The sequence below is a fragment of the Pseudoxanthobacter soli DSM 19599 genome, from assembly GCF_900148505.1.
Lineage (GTDB): Bacteria > Pseudomonadota > Alphaproteobacteria > Rhizobiales > Segnochrobactraceae > Pseudoxanthobacter > Pseudoxanthobacter soli.
In genome coordinates, this window is sequence record NZ_FRXO01000001.1 from 435,165 (window position 1) to 453,139 (window position 17,975).

Consider the following 17,975-nt stretch of genomic DNA (forward strand, 5'->3'; position numbering starts at 1 on the left):
ACGGCGGCTCCAACCGGCGCCGCGGTCATTCGTCTTCCTTCGGCGCGTTCGGATCGAACCCGTGCATCATCAGCGCCCATTGCAGCCCGATGACCGCGCCCTTGACCGGCCTCAGCAGGACGAGGGCCGAGATGATTGTGAGAGGCACCCAGAGCGCCGTGTGAACCCAGAGCGGCGGATGCCAGGCGACTTCGACCGACAGCATCAGACCGACGATCAGGTGTCCGACGATGGAGATGGTTATGTAGGGCGGCGCATCGTCGGCGCGGTGGTGATGAAACGCCTCCCCGCATTCGCTGCAATGGTCGGCGACCGTCAGGTAGCCCTTGAACAGCCGGCCGACACCGCAATGCGGGCAGCGGCCGAAAAGGCCGTGCCGGATCGCCGTCGCGAGCGACCGGCGCTCGACCACTGCCGGCACCGTCGCTCCGCCATATTCGATCATCGCTTTCTGCCTCCACCGGGTTTACCCGGCTTTTTACCCTTTTCGAACGCGCCACCTTTGCCCGCTTTGTGGCTTCGCGCAACCGCTGCCGCTCCGCCGGGCCGCCGCATCGGGCCCCGCGGCAGCCGGGTCGGAGTGCCGTGGGTGCCTTCGCTCAGCACCTCGAACCGAAGAGCGCCGGCGAACGGCGCGGCCTCCACGAGGCGCACCTCGATCGGATCGCCCATGCGGAACGTCTCGCCCGTCGCGCGGCCGATGAGCGCGCGGCTCGGTTCGTCGAAGTGGTAATAATCCGCGCCCAGCGTGGCGGCCGGCACGAAGCCGTCGGCCCCGGTCTCGTTCAGCGTAACGAACAGCCCGGCCTTGGTGACGCCGCCGATGCGGCCGGTGAACCGGGCGCCGATCCGGTCGGACAGCCAGAGCGCGATGAGCCGGTCGATTGTCTCGCGCTCGGCCGCCATCGCGCGGCGTTCTGTCGCCGATATGTCCGCGCCGATCGCGTCGAGCCGCGCTTCCTGTTCCTCCGTCAGGCCGTCCGCGCCAAGGCCGAGCGCCCGGATCAGCCCGCGATGGACGATCAGGTCGGCATAGCGGCGGATCGGGGAGGTGAAGTGGGCATAGCGGCGCAGGTTCAGGCCGAAATGGCCGATGTTGACCGGCGAATATTCCGCCTGGCTCTGGGAGCGCAGCACCACCTCGTTGACGAGGTGGGCATTGGGCGTGTCGGCGAAGCGCGCCAGGATGCCGTTGAACTGCGACGGGCGCAGGTTGCCGGTCTTGGCGAGCTTGAAGTCGAGCGTCGACAGGAACTCCGACAGCGAGAACAGCTTCTCCTGCGAAGGCGCGTCGTGGATGCGATAGACGAGGCCGATGCGGTGCCGCTCCAGCGTCTCGGCGGCCGCGACGTTGGCCTGGATCATGAACTCCTCGATCAGTTTGTGGGCATCGAGGCGTTCCGGCACGACGACGCGGTCCACCGTGCCGTCCGTCTTCAGAAGAATCTTGCGCTCGGGCAGGTCGAGATCGAGCGGCTCCCGGGCGTCGCGGCCACGCTTGAGGACCGCGTAGGCCTCCCAAAGCGGCTTCAGGATCGGTTCCAGCATCGGGCCGGTGCGGTCGCTCGCAAATCCGTCGATCGCGGCTTGCGCCTCGGCATAGGCGAGGCGCGCCGCCGAGCGCATCATGATGCGGTGGAAGGTGTGCGAGCGCTTGCGTCCGTCCTTGCCGAACACCATGCGAACGGCGAGGGCAGGGCGGTCGACGTTCTCCTTCAGCGAACAGAGATCGTTGGAGATGCGCTCCGGCAGCATCGGCACGACGCGGTCCGGGAAATAGACCGAGTTGCCGCGGATCAGCGCCTCGCGATCGAGGGCAGAGCGCGTGCGCACGTAATAGGCGACGTCGGCAATTGCGACCGTGACGATCCAGCCGCCGGCATTGTCGTCCGCCTCGTCCGGCTCGGCGTGAACCGCGTCATCGTGATCCTTGGCGTCCGGCGGATCGATGGTCACGAGCGGCAGCTTCCGCCAGTCCTCGCGGCCGGCCATCGTCGCCGGGCGGGCCGCCTCCGCTTCCGCCAGCACCTCCGCCGGGAAGATGTGCGGGATGCCCTGGGTGTGGATCGCGATCATCGAGACCGCGCGTTCCGACTTGAAGGAGCCGATCCGTTCCACGATGCGCGCGCGGGGCAAACCGTAGCGGCCGACGCGGGTCACGCTGACGGAGACGAGGTCGCCATCTTCGGCGCCCGCAAGCCCGTCCGGCTCGATCTCCAGTTCCTGGGCACGCTTCTTGTCCACCGGCAGCACGCGCGGCGCCGGTGCGCCGGGTGGATTGTGGACGATGCCGAGCACGGCGTCCGCGCGCCGGTCGATCACCTTGATTACCCGTCCGACGCGGACGACCTCCAGCCCCGGCGGCGGCTCGACGAGGCGGGCCAGAACCTTGTCGCCGATGCCGGGAGCGGGGCCGACGATGCGGCGGCGCTCGGCCATGATGGGAATGCGCGGCGGAGCGCCCTTCGAGGCGTCCCACGCCACGGGCTCACCCACGAGTTCGCCGTCGGCGTCGCGCTCGACGACGGCCAGAACCGCGACGGGCGGCAGGTCGCCCGGCTGGATCAGGCGGCCACGGCGCTTCTCGACCAGCCCCTCGGCTTCCAGTTCCTTCAGGATCCGCTTCAGCGCGATCCGCGCGGCGCCCTTGATGCCGAACGCGCGGGAAAGCTCACGCTTGCCCGCCTCGCCCGGGTGCTCGCGCAGATAGGTCAGGATTTCCTGCCGGGACGGAAACTCCCCCTCGGCCGAGCCTTTGCGGGGAGATGCCATTGCCGCTCACCCCGCTTCGCCGCCGGCCGCGCCGGCCTTGGCCTTCGCCGGTGCTTTCTTTGCGCCTGCAGACTTGGCACTCGCAGACTTGGCACTCGCAGATTTGGCGCCCGCGGGCTTGGCGGCGGAGGCCTTGCCACCTGAAGACTTGCTCGCGGCTTTGGGCTTGGCCGTCTTGGCGGGGGCCTCGCCGTCTGCCGCAGCGGTCTTCGAGGCCGTGCTCTTGCCGCGCGTGGGCTTGGCGGGTGACTTCTCGGCCTTGGCGTCGATCAGCGCGGCCGCCTGCTCGACGGTCAGCGTCGCGGGATCGGTTCCGCGCGGCAGGGTCGCGTTGATCTTGCCGAGGCTGACATAGGGGCCGTAACGCCCATCGCGGACCACCATGGCGCCGCCGAGGGTCGGATGGTCGCCAACCGTTCGGCCCGGCGCGGTACCCGGGCGGCCTCGGCCGCCCTTCTCCTGCTTTTCGGCCAGCAGCGCCACCGCACGGTTGATGCCGACGGTGAAGACCTCGTCCGCCGAGGGCAGGTTCGCGTAAGTGCCGTTGTGCTGGATGAATGGCCCGTATCGTCCGATGCCGGCCGTGATCGGAGCACCTGTTTCCGGGTGCACGCCGACCTCGCGCGGCAGCGACAACAGCGCCAGCGCCTTTTCGAGGTCGAGGGTCGATGCCTCCCAGCCGCGCGGCAGCGACGAGCGCTTTGGCTTCTCTCCCTCGCCGAGCTGCACATAGACGCCGAAACGTCCGGACCGCAGCGAAACCTCAAGCCCAGTCGCGGGATCGGTGCCGAGCACCTTCGGGCCGTCGCTCTCCGCCGTCCCCTCGCCCTCGCCGGGTTTGGTGATCTGGCGGGTGTAGCGGCACTCCGGGTAGTTCGAGCAGCCGATGAACGAACCGAACTTGCCGACCTTCAGCGACAGGCGGCCATTGCCGCAGCTCGGGCAGGCGCGCGGGTCCGTCCCGTCTTCCCGGGGCGGGAAGATGTGCGGCCCGAGCGCATCGTTCAAGGCATCCAGCACCTGCGAGACGCGCAGATCCTTGATCTCGTCAACGGCGTGCGAGAAGTCCTTCCAGAACAGCCGCAGCACCTCGCGCCAGTCGAGTTCGCCGGCCGAGATCCGATCGAGCTGCTCTTCGAGGCTCGCCGTGAAGTCGTATTCGACATAGCGCTCGAAGAACGAGGACAGGAACGCGATGACGAGGCGTCCCTTGTCCTCCGGCACCAGCCGCTTGCGATCGAGGCGGACATATTCGCGGTCGCGAAGCACCGACAGCGTGGCCGAATAGGTGGACGGCCGGCCGATGCCGAGTTCTTCCATCTTCTTGATGAGCGTCGCTTCGGTGTAGCGCGGCGGCGGCTCGGTGAAGTGCTGGCTGGTGTTGACGTCCTTGCGCGTCAGAGGATCGCCGGAAGCCATGGCGGGCAGGCGGCGGGCCTCCTCGTCCTCTTCGTCGTCGCTGCCTTCCTGGTAGAGCGTCAGGAAGCCGTCGAAACGGACGACGGAACCGGTCGCGCGCAGTTCGGCGCGGCGTTCGCCGGCATCGGCGAGGATATCGACCGTGGTGCGCTCGATCTCTGCGGATTCCATCTGGCTCGCCACGGTGCGCTTCCAGATCAGCTCATAGAGCTTGGCCTGCTCGGGATCGAGGATGCGCGCGAGGTCGGCCGGATGGCGCGAGACGTCGGTCGGCCTGATCGCCTCGTGGGCTTCCTGGGCGTTCTTGGCCTTCGTCACATATTTCCGCGGCGCCTGCGGCACGTAACGCGGCCCGTGGCGCTTGTCGATCTCGGCGCGGATCGCAGCGACGGCCTCCGGCGCGACGTCGACGCCGTCGGTTCGCATGTAGGTGATGATGCCGGCGGTCTCGCCGCCGATATCGACGCCCTCGTAGAGCCGCTGGGCGATCTGCATGGTCCGCGCCGGCGGCAGGCCGAGCTTGCGCGAGGCCTCCTGCTGCAACGTGGAGGTTGTGAACGGCGGATAGGGGTTGCGGCGCGTCGGCTTGGATTCGACCGATGTCACCGACAGGCGCGCGGCGCCGAGCACCTCGGCGATCGCGCGGGCTTCTTCGGCCGTCTTCACGTCGAGGCGGCCGATCTTCCTGCCGTCGATCGAGGCGAGGCGGGCTTCGAACACCTCGCCCTTCGGCGTCGCGAGGCTGACCAGGATCGACCAATATTCCTGGGTGACGAAGGTCTCGATCTCGAGTTCGCGATCGCAGACGAGGCGCAGCGCCACCGACTGCACCCGGCCCGCCGACCGGGCGCCGGGAAGCTTGCGCCACAGCACCGGCGACAGCGTGAAGCCGACCAGATAATCGAGCGCGCGGCGCGCCAGGTAGGCGTCCACCAGCGGCGCATCGATCTGGCGCGGATTGGCCATCGCCGCCAGCACGGACGATTTGGTGATCGCGTTGAACACCACCCGCTCGACCGGCTGCGACTTCAGCGCCTTCTTGTCGCGCAGCACCTGCAGCACGTGCCAGGAAATCGCCTCACCCTCGCGGTCGGGGTCGGTCGCGAGGATCAGCCGGTCGGCGTCCTTCACGGCCTTCGCGATGTCCGAAAGTCGCTTCTGGGCCTTTGCGTCGACTTCCCAGCTCATGGAGAAGTCTTCGTCCGGCAACACAGAGCCGTCCTTGGCCGGAAGATCCCGGACATGGCCGTAGGACGCCAGGACGTGATAGTCCGGGCCGAGATATTTATTGATGGTTTTCGCCTTTGCAGGCGATTCCACGATGACGACGTGCATCGTAACCTTGCGAATTCCAACCGAACCGGATCAGCGGAGGCAGGCCGGCTCTCACCGCTGACTGCGTGGGCAGCGCCGGACCATCGGGGATCGGAGGGGCGCTGTCAAATCATGCGTGCATCCCAAGGGACGCGGGCCGCGCCTCACATGACGATACAACTTAAAGTACACATTTTCATTTCAATCGTCCTTTGGTAGTGATCGTGTGGCGGTGACAGCATTTCTTCCATCGCCGCACATCCAGCCTGCGCGTACATTTCAGGGGGCAGCGGAGCCATGAGCGCCGATCGTGTCGATGTGTTGAAGATCGAGGGCGGCAAGCCCGCCGCCGCCTCCTCCGCCTCACCGAACATGCGCCGTTCCGAGGAGTCGCTCGAGCGGCTGGTCTATATCGAGCAGATGCTTTTCGAACTCGCCGGCATGGCGAGGACTCTCGAAGCCGACTTTCTCGGCTACCTGATTTCCATCGCCCATGCTGAAGCCGTCGCGGCGGCGACGAAGGCCGCTTCGGCACATCGTCATCGCTGACAGTGCTCGACAGGTCCCCAACATAGGAATGCGACGGACGTTCCGCCACCGTCCCGTGCCCAACGTCCTGCACCCAACGTCCTGCACCCGACCGTCTTGCGTCGCGTCAGCAGTGATCCTCGGACGAACGCCGTCGCGGTCACTCGGGGATCATCGACACACGGCCGCCGCCATGGCGCTCGATCCGGCCGGCGACCTCGAGTTCAAGGAGCACGACCAGCACCACCGCTGAGGGCAGCGAGGTGTGCCGCACGATCTCATCGATCGGCGTCGGCGTCGGTCCGAGGGCCTGCACCACCAGTGCCCGGCTGTCGTCTGCGATCCTGTCCATGGCGTCGGGTCCGGCTGGCCGTTCGGGTTCTTCCATCGGCGTCGGCGCCGGCTCGCGGTCGATCAGCGGCGCCACGGCTTCGATCACGTCCGCCGCGCCCCTTGTGAGAATCGCCCCTTCGCGAATGAGATCGTTGCAGCCCTCTGCGCGCGGATCGAGCGGTGAGCCCGGCACCGCCATCACCACGCGGCCCTGTTCGGCGGCGAAGCGCGCGGTGTGGAGCGACCCCGACCTGCGGGCAGCCTCGACGATCACGACGGCGAGGCTCATGCCGGAGATCAGCCGGTTGCGGCGGGGAAAGTCGTGGGGCCGCGCCACCCAGCCCATCGGCATCTCGCTCACCGCCGCCCCGCCGCGGTCCACGATGCGGTCGAGAAGGTCGGTGTGCTCGGGCGGATAGATCTTGTCGAGGCCGCCGGCGAGCACCGCCGTGGTCCCGAGGTCGACGACGGCGGCGTGGGCGGCCGCGTCGATGCCGCGGGCGAGACCAGACACCACCACGAGGCCGGCCTCTCCGATGCCACGCGCCAGTCGTTCTGCCATTAGTCGTCCCGCCGTCGAGGCGTTGCGGGATCCGACGATGGCGACGGCACGCCGGCGCAGGCCATCCGTGGGGCCTTTGACCGCGATGAGCGGGGGTGGCGCATCGACGGCGGCAAGGTCGCGGGGATAGTCGGCCTCGCCGATCGCCACGAACCGGACGCCTGCGCGCGCCGCCTGCTCCATCTCGCGCTCGGCATCGGCGGTGCTTGCGATCTTGATCCTGCGGGCGCCGCCGCGGCGGGCGAGTTCCGGCAGCGCCTCCAGAGCGGCGGAAGCCGAGCCGAAATGATTGACGAGCGCGCGGAAGGTCGTCGGGCCCACATTCTCGGAGCGGATCAGCCGCAGCCACGCGAGCCGCTGGGGATCGGTCAGGCGTATGCGGGATGCCGCTCCGGTTTCCGTCATAGGCCGCGCCTCTCTTCCCTCATGGGATGCGCCTCACGGCTCTCGTCAGCGCGACCCCGCGCCGCGTTTCTTGTCGCCGATGCGCCCCTCGGTGCCGGCCAGGAGCCGACGGATGTTCTCATGATGGCGCAGCCAGAGCACCAGCGCGAGCAGTGCGAACAGGGCCGCGAGGGCGTATTCGCCGACGGCGGCGAGAATCAGCGGCGTCGCGGCGCTGGCGACGAGCGCGGAAAGCGACGAGTAGCGGGTCAGCCAGGCGACGATCAGCCAGATCGCGGCGAACGACAGCGCGACCGGCCAGGCCAGTCCGATGAGCAGGCCGAGGAAGGTCGCGACGCCCTTGCCGCCCCGGAAGCCGAGCCAGACGGGAAAGAGGTGGCCGAAGAACGCGCCGCCGCCGGCCGCGAGCGCCGCTGCCGGACCGGCGAAGTGGCCGGCGATCAGGATCGCCACCGTGCCCTTCAACATGTCGCCGAGAAGCGTGCCCGCCGCGATCCAGCGGTTGCCGGTGCGCAGCACGTTGGTCGCGCCGATATTGCCCGAGCCGACGGCGCGGATATCGCCCAGGCCTGCCGCCCGGGTGAGGATGAGGCCGAAGGGAATCGAGCCGGCGAAATAGCCGAACACGAGGGCGGCCAGGGTCACCCAGGAAAAAAGGGAAGCATCGAGCGCAGGCGACAAGCTGTGGATCTCCCGGAGCGCGCCCGGAAAGCATCCGCAGGCGCAAGCGGCCCGGCTGCCTTCGCCGAACGCGGTCACATCGTGCGTATGATGGAACGCCGTTGGTGGCGGGGGCGGACGGCCTTACACCACGGATCGGCCGCCGGCCCGTCGCGCGCACTATGCCGATTGGCGGTGCCTCCGGCAACGGGCGCGCGCTTACGCCCGGGCGCCGATTCGTCGTCTGGCCGCAAAATGGCCGTGTGGGGTGTGGATGCACGCCGGCTGCCGAAGATGTCGATTCGGGTGCGCACAATTCCCGCACGTCCTCCCCAAGTTTGGCTGCTATCAGTCGACGATTCCCTTGGGATTCAGAGTGGGATTCGGATTCGGGAGAGATTCTCGTTGCTGCCTTATGCCCTGCTGGTCATGGCCTCCGACATCGCCGGCGCCGCCTTCATCCTGCCCCTGATCGTTCTGGCCGCCGCCGGCATGAGCGGAGCGCCCTCGCTGGCGCGGGCGTGGCTTCTCGCGGTCGGTTCCGCTCTCGGGGCGACGCTGCTGGCCAAGCTCGTCGTGATTCCCTGCGGCCATCTCGTGCCAGGGCTGACGCTGCGCAGTCCGAGCGGCCATGCGGCAGGGGCGACGGCCGTCTATCTCGGGCTCGCGGTGCTCGTCTGGCGCAGCCGCGCGATGCTCGCCCTCCGCGCGCTCTTTGTCGCCCTGATGGCCGGTCTGTGCGCGCTCGTGTTCGTTTCGCGCGTCGCTTTGCGCGCTCACACAATAGAAGAAGTCGTCCTTGGCGCGGCGATCGGCGCGATCGCGCCTCTCGTGCTGCTGCGGGTGCCCAGATCCATGCCGGAGCGCCCATGGCGATGGCTGGTGCTGGTGCCGGCGATCCTGCTGCTGCTGGCCGCCTCCGAACTCGCCTATCCGGTGCGGTACTCGCCCGAGGGCATTCTCACCCGGTTTGCGAAGCAGTGGGCCACCGACCTCGGCGCCTGCGGCTTCGGAGGGTAGGCGACGAGGGCGAAGCGCCGACTGCCGGCCGTGCCCTCGCGCCAATCGGTGGACAGGTGCGCTCTCTTGCAGAGCGCTGCTTGACACGTCAAAGGCGCCCCCCTTATATCCCGCCTCATTCGCCGCACACGACGTGCGGACGGAGATGAACGTCATGAGGCTGCTGTTTCGGCCCTGATGTTCGTGAAATGGCTGGGGCGATTAGCTCAGCGGTAGAGCACTGCCTTCACACGGCAGGTGTCGCAGGTTCGATCCCTGCATCGCCCACCATTCTCTTCAATGACTTAGCGACAATTTAGGCAGCGCTTGCCGGTGCGAACGTACCGGTCGCGCGTCGTGCGGTCCCGCATGGTCCGTTCCGACGCAACCCTTTCTTCCTCCGTGCGTTTCAGACGCATCGACACCGGACGGAGAGAAGACATGGAAGACGCTGGAATTGGCTGGATTGCCGCGATCATCATCGGCGGCCTGGCGGGCTGGATCGCTTCGAACTTCATGCGCAGCGATACTGGCGTCATTACCAACATCATCCTCGGCATCATCGGTGCGGCGGTCGCGAGCTTCCTGTTCGGCCTGATCGGCGTTTCGTTCGGCGGCTGGCTCGGCTACCTGATCGCGGGCTTCATCGGCGCCTGCATCCTGATCTTCCTCGGAAGGCTGATCCGCCGCTGAGGCACTTTCCAACCTGCCGATATCCGAGCGGCCCGGGTCTGCGCGCGCAACCCGGGCCGTTCCGTATCTTGCTGATCCTGCAGGCCGTTTGGAGTTTCGGAAAATAAATCCAGCCCTTCGCCTTGTGAGGAACACATTTCAGAGCTATCTCTCTGAACATCGATCTTGCTGTTGAACGTTGTTCCCGCGCCACCGGCGCTTCTGGTCATCTTCCCCTTCAAAATCGATCTGAACAGGCGTGCGGTTTGATTACTGCGCGCTCACTATAACTATGACCGATCAAGAGGAGAGTGTCATGACCGTTGGAACCGTAAAGTTCTTCAACACCACCAAGGGTTTTGGCTTCATTCAGCCTGAAGACGGCTCCAAGGATGTGTTCGTTCACATCTCCGCCGTCGAGCGTTCGGGGCTCTACAGCCTGAACGAAGGCCAGAAGGTGAGCTTCGACGTGGTGGCCGACCGCCGTACCGGCAAGGCCGCCGCCGAGAACCTGCGCGCCGAGTGACGCCACACCCTCGAGCCTGACGCTTCGTCGGGCCGGGATGGATGTCCGCCGCAAACAGATCAGGTCCTTCTGATCGCTGACCACGGATGTACTGGCAGCAATCATCGAGGGACCGGAGAGAAGGTCGGGCTTGCCCGGCCTTTTTTGCGTTTGGAGGCTGTCTTTAGGAGGCAGTCGGGACGAGGCAGTCGTGTTCGGGAATGCCGCGGCACGGCCCGCGCAGGCTTCCGGGCAGGACCGGCTTCCGGCAGGGCAGGACCATGCCGGAGTGCCGATGGCCTGAGGTATCCTGTTCAGATCGCGCCGATCCGAGGACAGGGAGCGGGTCAAAGCCCCAAATCAGGAGCGACTCCCTGCCGGTCGGATGAAGCCATCCGATCGGAAGACGCTTCAGTGGCCGACGTCCTCCAGGTTCACGCCCTTGGTCTCGATCCGGAAAAGCCACGTCACCACGGCGCCGATCAGCGAGGTGACGACGAGGCCGGCGAGCAGGGCGTTGGTGCCGATATCGGCGAGCAGGATCGGAAACAGGAACGCGGTCAGCACGGCGCCGATCTTGCCGAAGCCGGCAGCGAAGCCCGCCCCGAGGCCACGGATGTGGGTCGGAAAGACTTCCCCTGCGATCAGGTAGGTCTGTGCGTTCGGACCGATGTTTGTCATGAAGTTGAACAGCATGAAGCCCGCGAAGATCAGCGTGATCTGGATGCTGCCGCTGTAGTCGTTCGACAGCGCCGCGATGCCGAGGCCGACGGCGCAACCGATGAACCCGACGACCTGGAGCGGAATTCGGCCGACCTTGTCCGCGAGCACCACCGCGCCGATGATGCCGACGAGCAGCATCACGTCGATCACCGCCGACGCGCGCGTCGCCGGGATCGCGGCCTGGATCACCTGCCCGATGGTGTGGGCATGGGGGGAGGCCTGATTGCCAAGCAGGACGGCAAGCACGGTCGGCGTGAAGATGCCGATGCCGTAGGTGCCGAGATCCTGCAGGAACCACGGCACGGAGGCGAGGATGGTCGCCCGCAGGTTCCGCGGCTTGAAGAGATCGGCCGGGCTGTGCCGGACCTCATGGGACACGGCACGTTCGGGGCGGCGGAGCTTCACCCGCCCGGGATAGGCCGGTACGCGCTGCAACAGCCGGCCGGCATGGGTCTCGGCTTCTTCCACGCGGCCGCGCGCCATCAGCCATTGCGGGCTCTCGGTGACGAACAGGCGCGCGATGACGACGATGAGCGCGGGCGGAATCACGCAGGCGAACATCACGCGCCAAGCGTCTGGACCGGGTGCCGTCACCAGCACGCCGTAGCCGATGATCGTTCCCGCGAGCGCACCGACGGCCTGGAAGCCGAAGGCGGACAGCACCATCCGCCCGCGCACACGGCTCGGGATCGTCTCCGAGATGATGATGTGGGCGGTCGGATAGTCGCAGCCGAGCGCGATGCCGATTCCGAACAGCCAGATGACCAGCAGCGTGAAGCTCGAAGACGTCACCAGAAGCGCGAGGAAGGCGACGAACATCGCCATTTCCAGCACGAACACCGACTTGCGGCCGAAATGGTCGCAAAGCCGGCCGAACACCAGCGCGCCGACGAGGATGCCCGCGAGCGTCGCCGCGCCGACGAGGCCGTGCTGGAGCGCGCTCATGTTGAAGGCGAGCGAGATCAGCGGCATCGCCACGCCGGTCATGAAGACGACCGCGCCTTCGAAGAACTTTCCCGCTGCCGCAAGCCACCAGATGCGCCACTGCATCCGCGTCATCGGCGTCATCGCCAACCGGGTGCCGTTCGCCCACACCGGCGTTTCGTCGAGATATTCCTGAAGGGTGCGGCCTTCCAGGAATCCGGGCGATTGATCTGCCGTCGAAGTTGCCGTCATTCCGCTTCCCCAAGCCAAACCCCAGCGTGCCATCGCAGATGACCGCTGCGGTTTCATGACATGCTAGGCGGCAGCCCACAGGAAAGCGCGGCGCTCGCCCCCGCCGTGCCCCGGTTTTCTGCCATCAGCGACAACGTGGCACGGGCCCTTGTCCGACGCGGCGCGCGGTGTCGCGGGATGTCTGCCTGGCGGCAGCGGCTTTGACGAACGGCGGGCGCCAACCTATTGTCCGGCTTCATACGCGCAGGAGGCACCAGCCGCCGGTTGCGCCACCTCGTCTCACGTCGGCCGACGTTCCGGCGTCGACGGACGACCCTTCACCGACAGACTTGCCGCGAGTGCCCATGAGCCGCCTCGATGCCTTCATCGCCCGCCTTCATGCCCAGAAGGCGCTTCTCGAATATGTCGCCGCGCGCATCGCGGACGTGCCCGGGCCGGTGCTCGAACTCGGGCTCGGCAACGGCCGCACGTTCGATCACCTGCGCGAGATTCTGCCCGGCCGCGAGATCTTCGTGTTCGACCGCGCCGTTTCCGCGCATCCCGCGTCGATTCCCGACGGCGAGCACATGATCGTCGGCGACATCCGCGAGACGCTGGCCTATTGCGCGCCGCGCGTCGGCAGCCCGGCGGCCTTCATCCACTGCGATCTCGGCACCGGCGATCCGACCTCGGATCTGGCCCGTTCGGACTGGCTGGCGCCGCTGATTCACGCCCGCACCGCATCTGGCGGCTATGTCGCGACGGGCGTGAAGCTCGACATGCCCGACTTCGAGACCCTGCCGATGCCCCCGGGCCTGGAAGCCTCGCGCTACAGCATCCTGCGCAAGCGCTGAGGCGACGGGACATGAGCCGTCTCGACAGCTTCATCCGGCGGCTGACTGCGCAGAAAATCCTGATCGAGCACGCAGTCGGCCTGATCGCGGACGTGCCCGGGCCGATCCTCGAACTCGGCCTCGGCGTCGCCCGCACCTACGATCACATGCGCTCGCTCGCGCCGGAGCGGGAGATCTTCGCGTTCGACAATGTCATCGTCGCGCCGATCGATCTTCTGCCGGATGCCCACCATTTCATCCTCGGCGAAATTCGCGAGACGCTGGCCTTTTGCGGCCCCCGCGTCGGGGCGAAAGCCGCGCTGATGCACAACGACATCGGCTCGGGCGACGAGATCCACAACGCCGCGACGCGGGCCTGGCTGGCGCCGCTGGTGCCGCCGGCGATGGCGCCGGGCGGCGTGGTGGTGACGAGCTTCGAGATGGACCTGCCGGGTTATTCCAAGCTACCGGTGCCGCCGGAAATCGGCCGCAACCGCTATCACATCTACCGGGCGCCGCGCGGCTGAGCCGACGGCCCGCACCGAATCGTCGAGATCAGCCATGACCGCAGAACCGCGCCCCGCTCCCGACTTCGCCGCCGAACTTTCCACGCTCGCCCGCAGCACCCCCAACAGCGGCATCGTGGACATCATGAACTACGGGCGGGCGAAGGAAGGGCTGGTCCGGCTCTGGGTGGGCGAGGGCGAACTGCCGACGCCGTCCTTCATCACCGAGGCCGCGAGCCGCGGAATGGCTGCCGGCGAGACCTTCTACACCTATCAGCACGGGCTACCGGAACTGCGGCGCGCGATCGCCGACTATCACGAGCGGATGTTCGGCCGCCCGTTCTCCGAGGACCGGTTCTTCGTCACCACCGGCGGCATGCACGCGCTCGACATCGCGGTGAAGCTGATCACCGAGCCGGGCGACGAGGTCATCGTGCCATCGCCGACATGGCCGAACGTTCCAGCGGCGGTCACCGTCAACCGCGCCGTGCCGGTTTCCGTGCCGATCGACTACCGCGACCGCCGCTGGGTGCTGGACATCGACCGGCTTGCGGCCGCCATCGGGCCGAAGACGCGGGCGATCGCGCTCAACAGTCCGGCCAACCCCACGGGCTGGACGGCAGATCTCGACACGCTGAAGGCGGTTCTGGCGCTCGCGCGCGAGCACGGCCTGTGGATTCTGGCCGACGAGGTCTATGGACGGTTTTCGTTCAAGGGCGAGATGGCGCCGTCGTTCCACGAGATCGCCGACGACGCCGACCGCATCCTGTGGATCAACACCTTTTCGAAGAACTGGGCGATGACCGGCTGGCGCCTCGGCTGGATCGAGGCGCCGCCGGCGTTCGCGCAGGCCATCGAGAACTTCGTGCAATATTCGACGTCCGGCATCCCAGGCTTCCTCCAGCGCGGGGCGCTCGCTGCCATCGAGCGCGGTGATGGCTTCATCGCCTACCAGAACGAGCGGGTGCGGCAGGCGCTGGCGATCATGAACCAGGCCCTCGCCGGCGCGAACCGCATCAGCTATGCCGAGCCTGACGGCGCCTTCTACCTGTTCCTGTCGGTCGAGGGCTTCGCCGACAGCCGCGCGCTGGCGTTCCGGCTGATCGACGAGGCCGGCGTCGGCCTCGCACCGGGCGGCGCGTTCGGGCCGGGTGGAGAAGGCTTCCTGCGGCTTTGCCTCGCGCGGAGCGAGGCGCAGATCCGCGAGGGCGCCTCGCGGCTGCACGACTGGCTGCTGCGGCTCTGATCCCGACGCGGCGATCCTGATGTTGTGATCCTGATCCGGGCCGGGCGGCGCCGGATCACGCGGCGGCGGTCTTTTCCGGCTTGCGCGGAGCGGCCTCCGTTTCGCCGCGCACGATCCGGGCGAAGCGGGTCAGCACCGTGGCCGCGACCGGGGTCGGCGCGATAGCCGCGCGCTGCGCGTCGGGATCGACGCCGAAGGCGACGAGGTCGTCGCGCACGAGGTCGAGGGTGAGGCGTGTGCCTTCGGCGGTGAACTCGGGATGGAACTGCACGCCCCATGCCGTCGGCGCGAACCGCAGGCCGTGGATGCCGGTGGGGTTGACCGCCAGCACCTCCGATCCGGCCGGCGGCACGAGCACGCTCTGGAAATGCGCGGCCTGGGCGAGGAAGCGTTCCGGCAGGCCGCTGAACAGCGCGTCCGACGTGGCAGTCGCCATCCGCTCGATCTCCACCGTGCCATATTCCGGCGCGCCGTCGATCGGCGCCACGACGCCGCCGAGGGCATGGGCGATGAGCTGGTGGCCGAAGCAGATGCCGAGGGTCGGCACCTCCGCCGCGATCGCCCGGCGACAATAGTCCGCCGCCGTCGCGATCCACGGGTCGGGATCGGCCACCATCGAGGCCGAGCCGGAAATCACGAGACCGCCGATCTCCTCGACCGGCGGCGGCGCTTCGCCCTTGCCGATGCGCACGATCACGGTGCCTTCGGCCTCGAAGCCGGCGGCGGCGCCGATCAGCGGCCCGACTTCGCCGCAGCACGCGAAGAAGGTCGGTGCGGTTTCGGATACGACTTCACATTCCAGAATCAGCAAAGGCTTCACGGCGATTGTTCCTGCACCGCGTGAACGGGATGGGGCGACCGGCGACGCGACCGGTCACGTGCCGATGAAATAGCGCCGCCACTCGAAATCGGTGATGTGGCTGGCGAGCCACTTGTCGAAGGCCTCGATCTCGAAGGCGCGGCTGGCGACATAGTGGCGCTGGAATGCCGCGCCGAATATGCGCTCGATGAAGGCCGAGCCGGCGAAGGCGTCGATCGAGGCCTGCAGCGAATGCGGCAGCCGCTCGTGCAGCGCGGGATCGGGCGAGCCCGGCGTCGGCGCGATCGGGGCTATACCGGCCTCGATGCCGTCGAGGCCCGCGGCGAGGATCGCGGCCATCGTCAGGTACGGATTGATGTCGGAACCGGGCACGCGATGCTCGAAGCGGGCAGCGCCGGCCGAGGGCGTGGTGATCGCCCGGATGGCCGCCATGCGGTTCTCGTAGCCCCAGGAGACATCCTCCGGCGACCACGCCGAGCGGTCGATGCGGCGGTAGGAATTGACGGTCGGGCGGAAGAACAGGTGGCTTTCACGCATGTTGCCGAGCAGGCCGGCGAGGAAATGGCCGGCGGTTTCGGAAATCTCGCGGCCCGGGCCGGCGAAGATGTTGGCGCCGTTGCGCCACAGGCTGATGTGGTGGTGTGCGCCGCAGGCGCTTTCCTTGCCCGGCGGCTGGAAGCGGGCCATGAACGTGGCGACGAGGCCGCGCTCGGCGGCGAACTCGCGGATGTGCAGCTTGACGCGGGCGGCATCGTCGGCCGCTTCCAGCGGTGACTTCGGCGGCAGCGCCACCTCGTACATGCCGTAGCCGTATTCGGTCGTCACCGCCGGCAGCACGATGCCGAGGCTCGACAGCCGCGCCATCAGCTCCATCATGAAGGCCTGATAGTCGCCCGAATGCAGGATGTCGAAATTGACGAGCGAGTGGCCCCACGGCTTCAGCTCGCGGTAGCGGCCGGCGTTCATCTTGTCGATATCGGCGTGGAACAGGCCGAACTCGAACTCCAGCGCGCACTTGACCGAGTAGCCCATCGCGGCGGCGCGCGCTTCCTGCGCGGCGAGAATGCCGCGCATGTCGACCGGGCTCTCCGAGCCGTCGAGCAGGAAGGAGTTGCAGATCACCGAAGCGACCTTGGGGTTCCAGCCGTGGACGCGGATCGAGGCGGGATCGGCGAGCGCCTGGATGTTGGCATAGCCGGTGTCGGCGCTGGCGAGATCGGTCTTGAAGGCGGTGTCGCCGTTCGGCTCGCCGTCGGCGTGGGCGGTGGACAGCAGGATCGCGCACAGCGCCTCGCCCTCGGGGGCGAACTTCAACGGGCCGAGCTTGGTACGCAGGTTGCCGGCGATGTCGGGGTTGTGGGTGAGCAGGAACTCGACCCCGGCCTCCTCGAGCTTGCGTTGCGCGGCTTCCAGGGCGGGCCTTCTCTCGGCGGCGAGGGTCGTGATGTCCATCGTGACGTTCCAGATCGGAGAATCGGCCGCCGGGATGCGATGACGGCCTGTTTGCCGTGTCATCGCATGGCCGCAGCGCTTATTCCACAGCGTCGTTCGTTGTAGAGGATCAGGGCGGAATGCCGACGCGGCTGCCCTTGCGGCCGGCGGGAGGCCGTGCGACCCAGAGGCGGATGCCCGGCGCGGCGGACGGATTGGAACGGACATGACGACAGGTAACGACCCCACCACGCCATCGCGGCCGCGCGCCCGCGTCGTCGGACGGCGGCGCCTCGTCGACCGCTTCATCAAGCTCGACGTCGTCGACGTGGAGGTGACGCTGCCGGACGGCTCCACCAAGGTGCTGGAGCGCGACATCCACGATCACGGCAAGGCCGTCGCCATCCTGCCGTTCGACCGGCGGGCGGGCACGGTGATCCTCGTCAGCCAGCTCCGCGTGCCCGTGCTGCTGGCGGGCGAGGGCGACGGCACGCTGGTGGAGGTTCCGGCGGGCCTGATCGATGCCGGCGAGACCGCGGCCGAGACGGCGCTGCGGGAACTGCGCGAGGAAGCCGGGATCGAGGTGCGCGATCTCGAATGGGTCGGCGACGTCTATGCCTCGCCGGGCTCGGTGACCGAGACGGTCGCGCTTTATCTCGCCGCCTATTCCGGCGAGGACCGCGTCAGCGTGGGCGGCGGGCTCGCCAGCGAGGACGAGGACATCGAGGTGCTGGAGTGGCCGCTCGCCCGCTTCTCCGAAGCGCTCGATACCGGTGCGATCCGCTGCGCCAAGACGATGGCGCTGGGGTTCGCGCTAAGATTGCGGTATCCGGATCTGTTCGCCTGATCCGATGGGCGCGAGGCGGGAAAACGTTCCCGTTCCGCGGCTTCCGGGAGCATCAGCTTGCGCGGGCGAAGGCAATAACCTCCCGATCTGCCGCCGCAACGACTCGAAAAGGTTCTTTTGAAGAATTCTTTTCTACGGCGCCGCGCCACTGAGAAATGCCATGCCCCGCAATCTCCCGGCTTTTCTCCTATCTGTCTAACACTCCGATCGGGTGCGATGGCGCTGTCCTACCCCGGGCGGCGGTT

Annotated in this window: 16 protein-coding genes and 1 tRNA gene; 9 read left to right on the plus strand and 8 right to left on the minus strand. The window is 67.6% G+C overall.

Annotated features, from left to right (window positions below; all coding sequences use genetic code 11):
* Positions 1–25 precede the first annotated feature (25 nt).
* From BUF17_RS01850 to topA, 3 genes are read right to left on the minus strand one after another with little or no spacing between them, the layout of a single operon-like run.
* The gene (locus tag BUF17_RS01850; protein ID WP_073625494.1) at positions 26–445 is read right to left on the minus strand and encodes a DUF983 domain-containing protein; all 420 of its coding nucleotides are present in this window, start codon (positions 443–445) and stop codon (positions 26–28) included.
* Positions 442–2,772, minus strand: a complete 2,331-nt coding sequence (gene rnr, locus BUF17_RS23145; protein ID WP_073625495.1) for a ribonuclease R — start codon at positions 2,770–2,772, stop codon at positions 442–444. Before rnr ends, BUF17_RS01850 begins: the two co-directional genes overlap by 4 nt.
* 6 nt (positions 2,773–2,778) lie before the next feature.
* Positions 2,779–5,526 (minus strand): type I DNA topoisomerase, encoded by a 2,748-nt coding sequence (gene topA, locus BUF17_RS23150; protein ID WP_073625496.1) that lies wholly within the window; start codon positions 5,524–5,526, stop codon positions 2,779–2,781.
* 276 nt (positions 5,527–5,802) lie between these two features.
* Between topA and BUF17_RS01865 the strand changes: the two genes are divergently transcribed.
* Positions 5,803–6,054: a hypothetical protein gene (locus tag BUF17_RS01865; RefSeq protein ID WP_073625497.1), complete on the plus strand. Its 252-nt coding sequence runs from the start codon at positions 5,803–5,805 to the stop codon at positions 6,052–6,054.
* Between the two features lie 139 nt (positions 6,055–6,193).
* On the opposite strand, the gene dprA is transcribed toward BUF17_RS01865, so the two are convergent.
* The gene (gene dprA, locus BUF17_RS01870) at positions 6,194–7,333 is read right to left on the minus strand and encodes a DNA-processing protein DprA (protein ID WP_073625498.1); all 1,140 of its coding nucleotides are present in this window, start codon (positions 7,331–7,333) and stop codon (positions 6,194–6,196) included.
* Between the two features lie 45 nt (positions 7,334–7,378).
* The gene (gene plsY / locus BUF17_RS01875; protein WP_073625499.1) at positions 7,379–8,014 is read right to left on the minus strand and encodes a glycerol-3-phosphate 1-O-acyltransferase PlsY; all 636 of its coding nucleotides are present in this window, start codon (positions 8,012–8,014) and stop codon (positions 7,379–7,381) included.
* A gap of 384 nt (positions 8,015–8,398) precedes the next feature.
* On the opposite strand from plsY, the gene BUF17_RS22825 reads away from it, so the two are divergent.
* The 4 genes from BUF17_RS22825 to BUF17_RS01895 all read left to right on the plus strand — a co-directional run bounded on the left by BUF17_RS22825 (position 8,399) and on the right by BUF17_RS01895 (position 10,190).
* A complete protein-coding gene (locus BUF17_RS22825) occupies positions 8,399–9,013 on the plus strand; it encodes a phosphatase PAP2 family protein (RefSeq protein ID WP_073625500.1) in 615 nt (204 codons plus the stop codon).
* Positions 9,014–9,208: 195 nt separating this feature from the next.
* A tRNA-Val gene (locus tag BUF17_RS01885) sits at positions 9,209–9,283 on the plus strand.
* 150 nt (positions 9,284–9,433) lie between these two features.
* Positions 9,434–9,685, plus strand: coding sequence for a GlsB/YeaQ/YmgE family stress response membrane protein (locus BUF17_RS01890; protein ID WP_073625501.1), 252 nt, complete (start codon positions 9,434–9,436; stop codon positions 9,683–9,685).
* Between the two features lie 295 nt (positions 9,686–9,980).
* Complete coding sequence (locus tag BUF17_RS01895) at positions 9,981–10,190, plus strand: cold-shock protein (RefSeq protein WP_073625502.1); 210 nt, start codon at positions 9,981–9,983, stop codon at positions 10,188–10,190.
* Between the two features lie 390 nt (positions 10,191–10,580).
* Here BUF17_RS01895 and BUF17_RS01900 read toward each other — a convergent pair whose 3' ends face one another.
* Positions 10,581–12,068: an MFS transporter gene (locus BUF17_RS01900; protein ID WP_073625503.1), complete on the minus strand. Its 1,488-nt coding sequence runs from the start codon at positions 12,066–12,068 to the stop codon at positions 10,581–10,583.
* 344 nt (positions 12,069–12,412) lie between these two features.
* Here BUF17_RS01900 and BUF17_RS01905 point away from each other — a divergent pair, with 344 nt between their 5' ends.
* From BUF17_RS01905 to BUF17_RS01915, 3 genes are read left to right on the plus strand one after another with little or no spacing between them, the layout of a single operon-like run.
* On the plus strand, positions 12,413–12,901 hold the full coding sequence (locus BUF17_RS01905; protein WP_073625504.1) for a class I SAM-dependent methyltransferase: 489 nt from the start codon (positions 12,413–12,415) through the stop codon (positions 12,899–12,901).
* Positions 12,902–12,912: 11 nt separating this feature from the next.
* The gene (locus BUF17_RS01910) at positions 12,913–13,407 is read left to right on the plus strand and encodes a class I SAM-dependent methyltransferase (protein ID WP_073625505.1); all 495 of its coding nucleotides are present in this window, start codon (positions 12,913–12,915) and stop codon (positions 13,405–13,407) included.
* 34 nt (positions 13,408–13,441) lie between these two features.
* Positions 13,442–14,632, plus strand: a complete 1,191-nt coding sequence (locus BUF17_RS01915) for a pyridoxal phosphate-dependent aminotransferase (RefSeq protein WP_073625506.1) — start codon at positions 13,442–13,444, stop codon at positions 14,630–14,632.
* A gap of 55 nt (positions 14,633–14,687) precedes the next feature.
* Here the strand turns inward: BUF17_RS01915 and BUF17_RS01920 are convergent, their stop codons facing one another.
* Positions 14,688–15,452, minus strand: coding sequence for a glutamine amidotransferase-related protein (locus BUF17_RS01920; protein ID WP_139282367.1), 765 nt, complete (start codon positions 15,450–15,452; stop codon positions 14,688–14,690).
* Positions 15,453–15,506: 54 nt separating this feature from the next.
* Positions 15,507–16,904, minus strand: a complete 1,398-nt coding sequence (locus BUF17_RS01925) for a glutamine synthetase family protein (protein WP_073625508.1) — start codon at positions 16,902–16,904, stop codon at positions 15,507–15,509.
* Between the two features lie 205 nt (positions 16,905–17,109).
* Here BUF17_RS01925 and BUF17_RS01930 point away from each other — a divergent pair, with 205 nt between their 5' ends.
* Complete coding sequence (locus BUF17_RS01930) at positions 17,110–17,730, plus strand: NUDIX domain-containing protein (protein ID WP_073625509.1); 621 nt, start codon at positions 17,110–17,112, stop codon at positions 17,728–17,730.
* Positions 17,731–17,975: the final 245 nt, after the last annotated feature.